The 13,784-nt window shown below is 31.5% G+C and carries 12 protein-coding genes; all 12 read left to right on the forward strand.

Translation table 11 applies throughout. The features are described 5' to 3' along the window. Positions 1-158 precede the first annotated feature (158 nt). The 12 genes from mraZ to ftsA are packed head-to-tail and all read left to right on the forward strand — an operon-like array spanning position 159 to position 13,784. Positions 159-626 (forward strand): division/cell wall cluster transcriptional repressor MraZ, encoded by a 468-nt coding sequence (gene mraZ, locus L2Z92_RS09990; protein WP_236458766.1) that lies wholly within the window; start codon positions 159-161, stop codon positions 624-626. After that, positions 613-1,509, forward strand: coding sequence for a 16S rRNA (cytosine(1402)-N(4))-methyltransferase RsmH (gene rsmH, locus L2Z92_RS09995; RefSeq protein ID WP_236458768.1), 897 nt, complete (start codon positions 613-615; stop codon positions 1,507-1,509). The genes mraZ and rsmH overlap by 14 nt, the downstream gene beginning before the upstream one ends. Before the next feature lie 37 nt (positions 1,510-1,546). Next, positions 1,547-1,906, forward strand: a complete 360-nt coding sequence (locus tag L2Z92_RS10000; RefSeq protein ID WP_236458770.1) for an FtsL-like putative cell division protein — start codon at positions 1,547-1,549, stop codon at positions 1,904-1,906. Further along, positions 1,897-3,879 carry a penicillin-binding protein gene (locus L2Z92_RS10005; RefSeq protein ID WP_236458772.1) on the forward strand — a complete coding sequence of 661 codons (1,983 nt, stop codon included), beginning with the start codon at positions 1,897-1,899 and terminating at the stop codon, positions 3,877-3,879. The genes L2Z92_RS10000 and L2Z92_RS10005 overlap by 10 nt, the downstream gene beginning before the upstream one ends. Further along, positions 3,876-5,339 carry a UDP-N-acetylmuramoyl-L-alanyl-D-glutamate--2,6-diaminopimelate ligase gene (locus tag L2Z92_RS10010; protein WP_236458774.1) on the forward strand — a complete coding sequence of 488 codons (1,464 nt, stop codon included), beginning with the start codon at positions 3,876-3,878 and terminating at the stop codon, positions 5,337-5,339. The genes L2Z92_RS10005 and L2Z92_RS10010 overlap by 4 nt, the downstream gene beginning before the upstream one ends. Before the next feature lie 54 nt (positions 5,340-5,393). Continuing rightward, positions 5,394-6,611 (forward strand): phospho-N-acetylmuramoyl-pentapeptide-transferase, encoded by a 1,218-nt coding sequence (gene mraY / locus L2Z92_RS10015; protein WP_236458775.1) that lies wholly within the window; start codon positions 5,394-5,396, stop codon positions 6,609-6,611. A 1-nt stretch (position 6,612) separates the two neighbouring features. After that, the gene (murD, locus tag L2Z92_RS10020; protein WP_236458777.1) at positions 6,613-7,944 is read left to right on the forward strand and encodes a UDP-N-acetylmuramoyl-L-alanine--D-glutamate ligase; all 1,332 of its coding nucleotides are present in this window, start codon (positions 6,613-6,615) and stop codon (positions 7,942-7,944) included. Between the two features lie 5 nt (positions 7,945-7,949). Next, complete coding sequence (locus L2Z92_RS10025; RefSeq protein WP_236458779.1) at positions 7,950-9,224, forward strand: FtsW/RodA/SpoVE family cell cycle protein; 1,275 nt, start codon at positions 7,950-7,952, stop codon at positions 9,222-9,224. Between the two features lies 1 nt (position 9,225). Next, positions 9,226-10,323, forward strand: coding sequence for an undecaprenyldiphospho-muramoylpentapeptide beta-N-acetylglucosaminyltransferase (murG, locus tag L2Z92_RS10030; RefSeq protein WP_236458782.1), 1,098 nt, complete (start codon positions 9,226-9,228; stop codon positions 10,321-10,323). Between the two features lie 31 nt (positions 10,324-10,354). Further along, positions 10,355-11,704 carry a UDP-N-acetylmuramate--L-alanine ligase gene (gene murC, locus L2Z92_RS10035; protein ID WP_236458784.1) on the forward strand — a complete coding sequence of 450 codons (1,350 nt, stop codon included), beginning with the start codon at positions 10,355-10,357 and terminating at the stop codon, positions 11,702-11,704. Continuing rightward, positions 11,691-12,416, forward strand: coding sequence for a cell division protein FtsQ/DivIB (locus L2Z92_RS10040; protein ID WP_236458785.1), 726 nt, complete (start codon positions 11,691-11,693; stop codon positions 12,414-12,416). Before murC ends, L2Z92_RS10040 begins: the two co-directional genes overlap by 14 nt. 9 nt (positions 12,417-12,425) lie before the next feature. Further along, positions 12,426-13,784 carry a cell division protein FtsA gene (ftsA, locus tag L2Z92_RS10045; RefSeq protein WP_236458787.1) on the forward strand — a complete coding sequence of 453 codons (1,359 nt, stop codon included), beginning with the start codon at positions 12,426-12,428 and terminating at the stop codon, positions 13,782-13,784.

Genomic DNA, 13,784 nt, shown 5'->3' on the forward strand with positions numbered 1-13,784 from the left:
GGATACTTGTTAGCCTTTATTTTTAGTGATAAAAACTAAAAAAGGGTTTCTTGATTGTCGATTAGAGTGGAAAAACTTATCAACAAAGTGGTATAAAGTGGTATAAAGTGGTAAAAAATTTCTAAATTTGTATAGAATTTTAATCCTAAAAGAGGAATTTGAGTACAATAATTGGAACATATGAATGTAAAGTAGACACGAAAGGGAGATTAATGCTTCCTGCTTCGCTAAAGAAACAATTGGGTTCTTTAGAGGAGGGTTTTGTGTTAAAACGTTCAGTTTTTCAACCATGTTTAGAGTTGTATCCAATGGATGAATGGAATAAAATGATGCAGAAAATCAATAAGTTAAATCGATTTGTTAAAAAGAATAATGATTTCATTCGTCGATTTACTGCAGGTGTAAAAATGATTGAAATTGATGCGACTGGGAGATTGTTGATTCCAAAAGATTTAACGGTTTTTGCCAAGATTGATAAAGAAATAGTATTGTCTTCTGCTGTAAATATAGTAGAAATTTGGGACAAAGAATTGTATGAAAATACAATTGAAAACGCAGCTGATGATTTTGCAGATTTAGCTGAAGAAGTAATGGGTAATTTAATAGATGAAGATGGAATATCATAATCCGGTTTTATTAAAAGAAACAGTAGATGGTTTAAATATAAAACCGAATGGTGTTTATGTTGATGTGACTTTTGGTGGTGGAGGTCATTCGAGAGAAATAATGTCTCGATTGGGAGAAGGTGGAAGGTTGATTGCTTTCGATCAAGATGAAGATGCGTTAAAAAATGCAATTGATGATGAAAGATTTCTATTAATCAATGAAAATTTTAGAAATATTAAAAGATTCTTGCGCTTTCATGGGATAAAAAAAGTAGATGGTATTCTTGCAGATTTGGGTGTGTCTTCTCATCAATTTGATGTTGCTGAAAGAGGTTTTTCAACTCGTTTTGAGGCAGAATTAGATATGAGAATGAACCAAAAAGGAGACATTAGTGCATTTCATGTTGTAAATGAATATAGTGAGCAAGACTTAAAGCGTGTTTTTCTAGATTATGGAGAGCTTAAAAATGGTGGAGCAATGGCAAATGTTATTGTTGCAGCTAGAAACGAGAAACAAATAAAAGATTCAGAACATTTAAAACAAATTTTAGCTCGCTTTTTACCAGATCATAAGAGTAATAAAATTTTAGCACAAATTTATCAAGCAATAAGGATAGAAGTAAACCAAGAAATGGAAGTTTTAAAAGAATTTTTAGAGCAGTCATTAGAAATCCTAGAAGAAGGAGGAAGATTAAGTGTCATTTCTTATCATTCTTTAGAAGATAGATTGGTGAAAAGATATATGAAAAACGGAATGTTTGAAGGAGAACCAGAAAAAGATTTCTTTGGAAACTTTGAAGTACCATTTAAACATATAGGAAAATTGATTATTCCATCGGCTGAAGAGATAGCTATAAATAATAGAGCAAGAAGTGCAAAATTAAGAATTGCTGAAAAGAAATAGAAGATATCATCTTTAGTAAAAAGTAAAGTTTACACGTATGAGAAAAAGTATTTATAGTTTGCTGAAAGCAAAATTTCTAGTAAGCGATGATGCTTTGAAGAATTGGAAATTCATAGTGTTTCTGATTTTTTTAGCAATGGTAATGATTGCGAATAATCATAGATATGATGAGAAGAACTATAGAATAACAGAATTAACAAATGAAGTGAAAGAGCTTAGATCAGAATTTGTAGACAAACGATCTGAACTAATGAAGTTAAAAATGGAATCTACGGTAGCAAAAAAAATGGAAGAACGAGAAATTTTCCCATCCAATGTGCCACCAACAAAGATTATTGTAAAAATAAAAAAAGAAGAAGAAAAAAGTTTTTTGGAGAAACTTAAAATATGGCAGTAACCGATAAAAATATCAATCTAAGAATGTATATAGTAGCCTTCACAATTTTTGTGATGGCTGTTCTAGTTATGGTAAAACTGAACAATATTCTTTGGATTGAAGGTGATTTTTATAGAAAACTTGCAAAAGAAAGAACTGTAAGGAATTTTACAATTCCTGCGAATAAAGGAAATGTGTATTCTTCTGACGGAAGTTTATTAGCAACATCTATTCCTGAATATACAATTCGTTTTGATGCTCTTTCTCCAAAGAAGTCAGATTTTAATGAAAATATAAAAGCATTAAGCGATTCTTTGGCGGTTATGCTTGGTAATTCGACAGGGTATTATCAAAAAGTGCTGCAAAAAGCGAGATCAAATAATAATAGGTATTTTTTAATTGCAAAGAAGCTAAGTTATACCGATTATATGAGGATTAAAAGCTTTCCTCTTTTTAGAAAAGGTCCTTATAAAGGAGGTATAATTGTTGAACAGAAGATTGTTAGAGAACACCCAATAGGTTTAATTGCTCAAAGAACTATAGGTTATGAAAGATCAGACAACGATGGAAAAGGTTTAGAGTTTGCGTTCAAAGAATATATTAATGGTCGAAGCGGACATAGAATGATGCAGAAAATTGCAAAAAGTCAATGGAAGCCAATTAATGATAATAATGAGTTAGAGCCACAAGATGGTTATGATATCATTTCAACAATAGATGTTTATGTTCAAGATATAGCACATCATGCTTTGTTGAAACAATTAGAGTATTATGAAGCAGATCATGGTTGTGTTGTGGTAATGGAAACTAAGACTGGAGAGATAAAGGCAATTTCTAATCTAGGTCGTGCGGATGATGGTTCATACTATGAAACACAAAATTATGCTGTAGCCGAATCTCATGAGCCAGGATCAACATTTAAATTGTTTGATTTGATTGCTCTTTTAGATGATAAAAAAGTAGATACGAGTCAGATTTATGATACTAAAGGTGGTGTAATTGAATACCATAAGAAAAAAGTAAGAGATTCTCGTAGAGGAGGTTATGGTAAGATATCATTAGCAAGAGGATTTGAATTGTCTTCTAATACTGTTATTGTACAAGCAGTTTATGATAATTATAATGACAATCCTAAAGAATTTGTAGATAGAATAAATAGTTACGGACTAAATAAGCCTTTAGGTTTGCAATTGATAGGAGAAGGTAAACCATATGTTCCTCAACCTGGAGATAAAAAATGGTATGGAACAACATTACCGTGGATGGCTTTTGGTTATAATATTTCATTGACACCATTACAGATATTATCATTGTATAATGGTGTTGCAAATGATGGAGTAATGGTAAAACCTTTCTTTGTTAAAGAGATTAAAGAATGGAATAAAACAATAAAAAAATACGATACAGAAATAATTAATCCAGAGATAGCTTCTAAAGAAACTTTAGCAAAAGTGAGAGCTGTGCTTGAAAATGTGGTTAAGAGAGGAACAGGCTCTAAGTTGTATTCAAAAGATTTTTCTATGGCGGGAAAAACGGGAACAGCCCAAGTAAATTATAAAGACAAATCAAAACTATTTTATGCGTCTTCTTTTGTTGGATATTTTCCAGCGAATGAACCTAAATATTCATGTATTGTTGTGGTGCATAAGCCAAATGTTGAAGCAGGATATTATGGTGCGGATGTTGCTGGACCAGTTTTTAAAAGAATTGCTCAAAAAATTTATACCGATTCTCCACCAACTAATCATATCAAAGACATAGATCAAAAATTAAATGTTGTTGAAAAAAGTTATGACGCTTATTATAAAAAAGTGCAAGCTAATTATACTAATGTGCCAAATCTAAAAGGAATGGTTGGTATGGATGCTGTGGCTTTGTTAGAGAATCTAGGTATAAAAGTAAATGTAAAAGGGGTTGGGAAAGTGAAAGCACAATCGATTAAAGCAGGAGAAAAAATTATTAAGAACCAAATAATAACATTAGAGTTGTCATGAAAATCTTAAAAGACATATTATATAAAGTTGCAATTGAAGCAGTAAAAGGAGTAACAGACGTTGCAATTAATAAGATTGAATTCGATTCTAGAAAAATTGAATTAAATGATGTTTTTGTGGCGATAAGAGGAACGCTGTCAGATGGGCATACATTTATAGATAAAGCTTTAAGTCAAGGGGCAACGGTTATAATTTGTGAAGAATTTCCAGAGGTTATAGTAAATGGTGTAACCTATATTAAAGTAGTAAATTCAAATGAAGCACTAGCCTTTATTTCGTCTAATTATTATGATAATCCATCTTCAAATTTGAGGTTGGTTGGTGTAACAGGAACAAATGGTAAAACTACAATAGCATCTTTGTTATATCAATTGTTTAAAGCGGCAGGATATAAAGTAGGCTTATTGTCTACGGTTGAAATATTAGTTGATGAAGTTAATTATAAAGCAACGCATACAACTCCAGATTCATTGATGATTAATTATTATCTCAATGAAATGGCAGAAACGGGTTGCGAGTTTTGTTTTATGGAAGTGAGTTCACATGGAATTCATCAAAAACGAACAGAAGGACTTCACTTTCAAGGTGGGATTTTTACAAATTTGTCTCATGATCATTTAGATTATCATAAGACATTTGCTGAATATAGAGATGTTAAAAAAGCTTTTTTTGATGGTTTACCAAAAACTGCTTTTGCAATTTCGAATGTAGACGATAAAAACGGAGCTATTATGTTCCAAAATACTCGAGCAAAAAAGGTGACGTATGCGTTGAAATCGTATGCAGATTATAGAGCACAAATCTTAGAAAATCAATTCACAGGTTTATTATTAAAAATTAATAATAATGAAGTTTGGACAAAATTGATCGGTTCATTTAATGCTTATAATTTATTAGCAATTTATGCAACTGCAATAGAATTAGGTTTAGAAGAACAAGAAGCATTGCGTTTACTGTCGTCTTTAGAAAGTGTGTCAGGACGTTTTCAATACATTATTTCTGAGCAAAAAATTACTGCAATTGTAGATTATGCACACACACCAGATGCATTAGAGAATGTTTTAAATACGATTGGTGATATTAGAACTCAAAATGAGCAACTAATAACTGTTGTAGGTTGTGGTGGTGATAGAGATAAAACAAAACGACCGATAATGGCTCAAATTGCTTCAGAATTAAGTACGAAAGTGATTTTTACATCCGATAATCCAAGAACTGAGGATCAAGAACTGATTCTTCAAGATATGGAAAAAGGTGTAGAGCCGCAAAATTATAAAAAAACGGTTTCAATTCTAGATAGAAAACAAGCAATAAAAACAGCTTGTCAAATGGCGAATCCTAATGATATTATTTTGATTGCAGGGAAAGGACATGAAACCTATCAGGAAATAAATGGTGTACGACATCATTTTGATGACCTAGAAACTGTTATTGAACTATTAGAAAAATTAAACAAATAAGAAACAATCAGAATTCAGTTTAGTAAAATGATTTTGATTTATAAATAAATAAGTATGCTATACTATCTTTTTCAATACTTAGACAAAACAATTGACTTTCCCGGTGCAGGGGTTTTTCAGTATATAACGTTTCGTTCAGCACTTGCATTTATATTGTCTTTGTTGATAGCAACTATATACGGAAAAAAAATAATAAATTTTTTAAGAAAACAACAAGTCGGAGAAACGGTTAGAGAACTAGGTCTAGAAGGGCAAAGTGAAAAAGCGGGAACACCTACAATGGGTGGTATAATAATTATTTTAGCAACATTAATACCTGTTTTTCTTCTTGCGAAACTAGATAATATCTATGTAGCATTGTTGATTATGACAACAATCTGGATGGGTACGATTGGTTTTATAGATGATTATATAAAAATATTCAAAAAAGATAAGCAAGGTTTAAAAGGTATATTTAAAGTAATTGGACAAGTTGGATTAGGACTAATAGTAGGTTCAGTTTTATATCTACATCCAAATGTGACCATAAGAAAGGATACAATAGGAGAGCGTATTAAGACGGAAAATATGGATCCGACATTGTTGCATGAGAAATCAACATCTACAACTATTCCTTTCCTTAAAAACAATGAGTTCGATTATGCAGAAGTATTGTCGTTCATGGGTGATGGATACGAAAATTGGGCTTGGTTAATCTTTATTCCTGTAGTTATTTTTATTATTACTGCGGTTTCAAATGGAGCTAATTTAACAGATGGTATAGATGGTTTGGCGGCTGGAACATCAGCCATTTCTGTATTGACCTTAGGGCTTTTTGCTTTTGTTTCTGGAAATGTTATTTTTTCAGATTATCTCAATATAATGTATATACCAAATTCTGGGGAAATGACCATTTTTATTGCTGCTTTTGTAGGAGCACTGGTTGGTTTTCTGTGGTATAATACTTTTCCAGCATCAGTATTTATGGGTGATACGGGAAGTTTGACTATCGGAGGAATCATTGCGGTTATTGCAATTGCTATTCGAAAAGAGTTGATGATTCCAATCCTTTGTGGTGTGTTTTTAGCAGAGAATCTTTCGGTAATGCTTCAGGTGTCCTATTTTAAATACACTAAGAAGAAATTTGGTGAAGGAAAACGAATTTTTCTAATGTCGCCTTTGCATCATCATTATCAAAAGAAAGGTTATCACGAAAGTAAGATTGTAACTCGTTTCTGGATTGTCGCTATTTTATTAGCAATATTTTCATTGGTTTCATTAAAATTAAGATAGTATGAGACTTGTAGTATTAGGAGGTGGAGAAAGCGGTGTTGGAACTGCAATTCTAGGAAAGAAAAAAGGATATGATGTTTTTGTATCCGATTTCGGAAAAATAAAAGAAAATTATAAAGAAGTTCTTAGTATTAATGATATTCCTTGGGAAGACGAAAAGCACACAGAATCATTGATTTTGAATGCGGATGTAGTAATGAAAAGTCCTGGTATTCCTGAGAAAACTCCAATAGTAAAACGATTATTAGAGTTAAATATTCCTGTAATTTCTGAGATAGAGTTCGCAGCTCCATTTACAACAGCAAAAACAATTGGAATAACTGGAAGTAACGGAAAAACAACTACAACTTTGTTAATCTATCATTTGTTGCAACAAGGTGGTTTGAATGTTGGTTTAGCAGGAAATATTGGTAAAAGTTTTGCTTGGCAAGTTGCAGAAAATAATCATGATGTCTATGTTTTAGAATTAAGTAGTTTTCAATTAGATGGAGTACTTAATTATAAACCAGATATAGCAATTATTACCAATTTGAGTCCAGATCATTTAGATAGATATAATTACGATTACAATTTATATATAGCCTCAAAATTTAGAATAACAAAAAATCAAAGTGAAGACAATTATTTAATTCTAGACAATGAAGATGTTGAAATTAAAAAATGGCTTCAAAACAATAAAATAAAAGCACAAATAATTCCTTTTTCTTTATTAGATGAAACGGAAAAAGGTGTGTTTTTAAAAGAAAATAACATTAACAGTAAAATTAACAACGAAGAATTTACTATGCCAATCAATGAATTAGCTTTAGAAGGAAAACATAACCTAAAAAATGCAATGGCTGCAACAGCTGTAGCACAGTTAATGAAAATTAGAAAACAAACTATTAGAGAAAGTTTGAGTAATTTTCAAGGTGCGGAACACCGTTTGGAAAAAACATTAAAAATACAGAACGTACAATATATAAATGATTCTAAGGCAACCAATGTAAACGCAACTTTCTTTGCATTAGATAGTATGCAAACACCTACAGTTTGGATTGTAGGAGGTGTAGATAAAGGAAATGATTACGATGAATTAATGTCGTTAGTAAGACAAAAAGTTAAAGGCATTGTTTGTTTAGGAGTAGACAATCAAAAATTGTTTCAAACGTTTAGTGGTGTAGTAGATACAATGATAGAAACGACTTCAATGTCAGAAGCAGTTAAAATAGCACAAAAAATGGCAGAAAAAGGAGATACCGTTTTGTTGTCACCTTGTTGCGCAAGTTTTGACTTGTTCGAAAACTATGAAGATAGAGGAAAACAATTTAAGCAAGCAGTACATAATTTATAATTAAAATGAACAGATTAGTAGCACAATTAAGAGGGGATAAAGTAATTTGGGCAATAGTTTTTCTATTGGCTCTAGTTTCTTTCTTGCCTGTATATAGCGCAAGTACTAATCTTGTTTATGTAATAGGAAAAGGGTCTACTCTAGGTTATTTGGTAAAACACCTAGGGCATCTTTTTTTAGGTTTTGCAATAATCTATTTTGTACATAAAGTACCCTATCATTACTTTAGAGCCTTGTCTATTTTTGGAATTCCGTTTGTAATTATTCTATTGTTGTATACTATATTTCAAGGAACAACAATTGGAGGAGCAAATGCAAGTAGATGGGTGCAAATTCCATTTGTTGGAGTAAGTTTTCAAACATCAACTTTGGCTTTTACTGTTTTAATGGTTTATGTAGCTAGATACTTAGCGAAAGTGAGTGATAAGGAGTATAGTTTTAAGGATTCATTATTAGAGCTTTGGCTTCCTATTTTTGCAATTTTGGTTTTGATTTTACCAACCAACTTTTCTACAACAGCACTAATTTTTTCAATGGTTTGTATGCTTATTTTTATAGGGCATTATCCGTTAAAATATTTGTTTTCGGTTATGGGAATAGGTATAGCGGCTTTTTTGTTGTTCTTATTGTTTGCAAAAGCATTTCCAGATAACAGAATTTTTAGTAGAGTTAGTACTTGGAGTGCTAGAATAGAAAGATTTATTGATAATAAACCGACTGATGATGATTATCAAATAGAGAAAGCAAAAATTGCAATAGCTTCAGGAGAATTGTATGGTTTAGGACCAGGGAAAAGTGTTCAAAAGAACTTTCTTCCTCAGTCATCATCTGATTTTATTTTTGCAATTATAGTTGAAGAATACGGAATAATAGGAGCAATAGGAATTATTTTTCTGTATCTTTTATTGTTTTTTAGATTTATTATTACAGCCCAAAATGCGCCATCACTCTTTGGAAAATTATTAATAATTGGTCTCGGTTTTCCAATTATTTTTCAAGCTATGGTGAATATGGGTGTAGCGGTAGAGTTACTTCCAGTAACAGGGCAAACTTTGCCATTAATTAGTAGCGGAGGTACTTCCATTTGGATGACATGTGTTGCAATTGGTATTATTCTAAGCGTAACAAAAAAGGAAGAAGAAGTAGCATTAGATGAAGAAAATAAAAAGAAAAGAGACGATGCTTTAAAACAAATTATTGATAGACAAATAGAAGAAAACGATACAAAAGAAATAGAAGACGAAAGTAATAATCCTTTAGAACCAGTTTTAAATCAGTAATATGGAGAAGAAGTTGAAGTTTATTATTAGTGGTGGTGGAACGGGAGGGCACATTTATCCAGCTATAGCAATTGCAAACGAATTAAAATCGCGTCATGCAGATGCAGAATTTCTTTTTGTAGGAGCAAAGGATAAAATGGAAATGCAAAAAGTTCCTCAAGCGGGCTATAAAATAAAAGGATTGTGGATTGCTGGAATTCAAAGGAAAATAACAGTTCAAAATTTAATGTTTCCATTCAAACTATTTTCAAGCTTATGGACGTCTTTTTTTATATTAAAACAATTTAAGCCAGATGTAGTAATTGGAACAGGTGGTTTTGCAAGTGGTGCAGTTCTGAAAGTCGCTTCATTATTAGGAATACCAACAGTAATTCAAGAGCAAAATTCTTTTCCAGGAATAACAAATAAATTATTAGCAAAAAAAGCAAGTGTAATTTGTGTTGCTTATGAAGGTTTGGAAAAATATTTTCCAAAAAAGAAAATGATAGTAACAGGAAATCCTGTACGTCAAGATCTTTTGGATATAGATGATAAAAGAATAAAAGGATTGACTTATTTTGAATTAGATAGTACAAAGCGAACATTATTAGTTCTTGGAGGAAGTCTTGGTGCAAGAAGAATTAATCAGTTAATTGCTAAAGAAATAGATTTTTTATTAGAGTTAGGTGTTCAGATTGTTTGGCAATGTGGAAAGTTGTATTATGATGAATACAACCATTTTAACACTAAAGCGAATGTTCATGTTTTTGCTTTCATAGATAAAATGGATTATGCTTACGGTGCTGCAGATGTAATCGTTTCGCGCTCAGGAGCATCATCAGTTTCAGAATTATGTATTGTTGGTAAACCAACGCTTTTTATACCTTCTCCAAATGTGTCGGAAGATCATCAGACTAAAAATGCACAAGCTATTTTAGATAAAAAAGGAGCGTTAATGTTAAAGGAAAGTCAATTGGAAGATGAGTTTAGAAATGTTTTTGCAGATTTAATTTCTAATGATGAAAAGCAAGAAAAACTGAGTAAAAGAATACATAAATTGGCACTTCCATATGCAACAAAAGAGATAGTAAATCAAATAGAAAATATAATATACAGATAAGATTCTGGTAATTAATAATTAACAAATAATAATGAACTTAGGTCAAATTCATAATGTCTATTTTATAGGAATCGGAGGAATCGGAATGAGTGCTTTGGCACGCTATTTTATGAATATTGGCAAAAATGTTGCAGGGTACGATAAAACAAGAACGCAACTAACATCAGAACTTGAAGCTTTAGGAATGGAGATTCATTTTGAAGATGATGTTGCATTGATTAAAAAAGAATATTTAAATAAAGAAAATACATTAGTTGTAATCACACCAGCAGTACCTAAAGATCATAAAGAATGGAATTATTTTCTAGAGAATGATTTTACAGTAAAGAAAAGAGCAGAAGTTCTTGGGTTAATCACAAAGGGAACATTCTGTTTTGCGGTAGCAGGAACGCATGGAAAGACAACGACATCGAGTATTTTAGGACATATTCTGTATCAAAATGGAGTAGATGTAACCGCTTTTTTAGGTGGAATTGTAGAAAACTATAATTCTAATTTAATTGGAAGTGGTAAAACAGTAACCGTTGTTGAAGCAGACGAATTTGATAGATCCTTTCTTCATTTGCATCCTAATTTGGCTTGTATAACTTCAATGGATGCAGATCATTTGGATATTTATGGAGATGCATCTGCTATAGAAGAATCCTTTAGAGAATTCGCAAGCAAGGTAATATCAACGAATTTATTTGTTGCTAGCGGATTGCCATTAGAAGGAAATACAATAGGTGTAAATAAAGAAGCGAATTATACAGCTCAAAATATCAGAATAGAAAACGGGTTTTATGTTTTTGATATTAATGCGAATCATGAAATTGTAAAAGATGTTAAATTTGCTTTACCAGGACATCATAATTTATCAAATGCCCTAATTGCTTTTGCAATGGCAAAAAGTTATGGATTAGAAAATGAAGCCATAAAAGGCGCTTTGGTAACGTTTAAAGGAGTAAGAAGACGTTTTTCTTTCCAAATTAGAGAAGAAAAATTAGTATATATAGATGATTATGCACATCATCCAACAGAAATTAATGCAGTGCATCAAGCAGTAAGAGAATTGTATCCAAATAAGAAGATATTTGCGGTTTTTCAACCTCATTTGTTTTCAAGAACAAAAGATTTTATTGATGGGTTTGCAGAAAGTTTATCGAAGTTTGATGAGGTCGCTTTGTTAGATATTTATCCTGCTAGAGAATTACCAATTGAAGGAGTAACATCGAGTTGGTTGTTGAGTAAAATAAATAACCCAAATAAACGTTTAGTAGAAAAGGAAAATGTAATAGAAACCTTTAAAAATTCAAATGCTGATGTTTATGTAACAATTGGAGCTGGAGATATTGGGGAAATGGTAAAAAGTATAAAAGAAACATTGTATGAAAAGATTTAAATGGCAAAATATTCGGATAGTACTTATAGTGCTCTTGATGGTATTTTTGTATTCATTTTCATCAAAACGCAATAACAATAGGATATTAAAAGGAGTAAATATTTCATTTGTAGACGATCAGGAGGATATGTTAATAACTAATGAAATGGTTAATAACTTTTTGACACAAAAATTGGGAGGTACTTTATCAATTGAAAAAGATAAAGTAGATTTGCAGACATTAGAGATTGCTTTAACCGGCCATGATATGATTGAAAAAGCAGAAGTTTTTTCAACAATAGATGGTTTTCTCAATGCGCAAATAAAACAAAAGACCCCAATTGTACGATATACTTCAGGAAACACGATGTGTTATCTTGATAATAAAGGGAATAAAATGCCTTTATCCGAAAGCTTTTCTGCAAGAGTTCCGCTAGTAACTGGAACTTTTGATGATAAAGATAAGGATGGGTATGTTTTGTTGTTTAATGAAATTTATAATGACGATTTTTTGAAAAAAAACATAACAGGAGCAAAAATATCACCTGCTGGAAATGTTATTTTATCAAGTAGAAATTATAATTATAAAATAATTTTTGGAAAACCAGTTTATGTAGAAAAAAAGCTAGAAAATTATAAAGCCTTTTTTTATCATGCTGTCAAAGACACATTAATAACGCATTATAAAGAGGTAAACGTAATGTTTACAGAACAAGTAGTTTGTAAGAAATAGAAAGGAATTATGAACAAAGATAATATTGCAGTAGGGTTAGACATCGGAACTACAAAGATTGTAGTAATGATAGGTAAAAAGAATGAATACGGAAAACTAGAAATCCTAGGAACAGGAAAATCTAAGAGTCTCGGTGTTCATAGAGGTGTCGTGAACAATATTACGCAAACAATTCAATCTATTCAACAAGCTATTTTAGAAGCAGAAAGTGATTCTGGATATAAAATAAATGATGTAGTAGTAGGTATTGCAGGACAACATATTCGTAGTATACAACATAGTGACTATATCAGTCGTTCTAATGCAGATGAAGTAATAGATGAAGAAGATATTGATGCATTAATAGGACAAGTGCATAAATTAGCAATGTTGCCAGGAGAAGAAATTATTCATGTTTTGCCACAAGAGTTTAAAGTAGATGGTCAAGCAGAAATAAAAGAACCAATTGGAATGTATGGAGGACGATTAGAATCAAGTTTCCACGTTGTAGTTGGGCAAGCAGCATCAATTAGAAATTTAGGTCGTTGTGTTAAAAGTGCAGGATTAGAATTGTCCGGACTAACCTTAGAACCATTAGCTTCTGCCGATGCGGTTTTAAGTCAAGAAGAAAAAGAAGCAGGGGTTGCATTAATAGATATAGGTGGTGGAACTACCGATTTAGCCATCTTTAAAGATGGTATTATTCGTCATACTGCAGTAATACCATTCGGAGGAAATGTAATAACCGAAGACATAAAAGAAGGTTGTTCTATTATTGAAAAACAAGCCGAATTATTAAAAGTACGTTTTGGTTCAGCTTGGCCAGGAGAAAATAAAGATAATGAAATTGTTTCTATTCCAGGATTAAGAGGAAGAGAACCAAAAGAAATATCATTGAAAAACTTGTCTAAAATTATTCATGCAAGAGTAGTAGAAATTATAGAACAAGTATATTCAGAAATTAAATTATACGGTCACGAAGACCCAAAAAGAAAATTAATTGCAGGAATAGTTCTAACAGGAGGAGGAGCACAATTGCAACATATTAAGCAATTAGTAGAATACATAACAGGAATGGATACCAGAATAGGATATCCAAACGAACATTTAGCAGGGAATTCAAGCGAAGAACTATCAAGTCCATTATACGCAACAGCAGTTGGACTAGTAATGAATAGTATTCGTAACAATACTAAGAGTGCAATACCTTTGGTAGAAATGAAAAAAGAAGAGCAAGTAATAGCTCGTGAAACTGTTAATGAAGAAAAAATTGAAGAAGAGAAGGTAGTCGAAAAACGACAACCAGAATCGACAGAGAGCAGAATCAAAAAGTCATTTTTTGATAAGTATATAGATAAGATTAAAGAATTTTTAGATAACGCAGAATAA

Source organism: Flavobacterium jumunjinense, from assembly GCF_021650975.2.
Taxonomy (GTDB): Bacteria; Bacteroidota; Bacteroidia; order Flavobacteriales; family Flavobacteriaceae; genus Flavobacterium; species Flavobacterium jumunjinense.

Excerpts from the sequence above, each read along its gene's own strand:
- rsmH (WP_236458768.1), top strand. The coding sequence starts at position 613 with ATGGAATATCATAATCCGGTTTTATTAAAAGAAACAGTAGATGGTTTA.
- L2Z92_RS10000 (WP_236458770.1), top strand. The coding sequence starts at position 1,547 with ATGAGAAAAAGTATTTATAGTTTGCTGAAAGCAAAATTTCTAGTAAGC.
- L2Z92_RS10005 (WP_236458772.1), top strand. The coding sequence starts at position 1,897 with ATGGCAGTAACCGATAAAAATATCAATCTAAGAATGTATATAGTAGCC.
- L2Z92_RS10010 (WP_236458774.1), top strand. The coding sequence starts at position 3,876 with ATGAAAATCTTAAAAGACATATTATATAAAGTTGCAATTGAAGCAGTA.
- mraY (WP_236458775.1), top strand. The coding sequence starts at position 5,394 with ATGCTATACTATCTTTTTCAATACTTAGACAAAACAATTGACTTTCCC.
- murD (WP_236458777.1), top strand. The coding sequence starts at position 6,613 with ATGAGACTTGTAGTATTAGGAGGTGGAGAAAGCGGTGTTGGAACTGCA.
- L2Z92_RS10025 (WP_236458779.1), top strand. The coding sequence starts at position 7,950 with ATGAACAGATTAGTAGCACAATTAAGAGGGGATAAAGTAATTTGGGCA.
- murG (WP_236458782.1), top strand. The coding sequence starts at position 9,226 with ATGGAGAAGAAGTTGAAGTTTATTATTAGTGGTGGTGGAACGGGAGGG.
- murC (WP_236458784.1), top strand. The coding sequence starts at position 10,355 with ATGAACTTAGGTCAAATTCATAATGTCTATTTTATAGGAATCGGAGGA.
- L2Z92_RS10040 (WP_236458785.1), top strand. The coding sequence starts at position 11,691 with ATGAAAAGATTTAAATGGCAAAATATTCGGATAGTACTTATAGTGCTC.
- ftsA (WP_236458787.1), top strand. The coding sequence starts at position 12,426 with ATGAACAAAGATAATATTGCAGTAGGGTTAGACATCGGAACTACAAAG.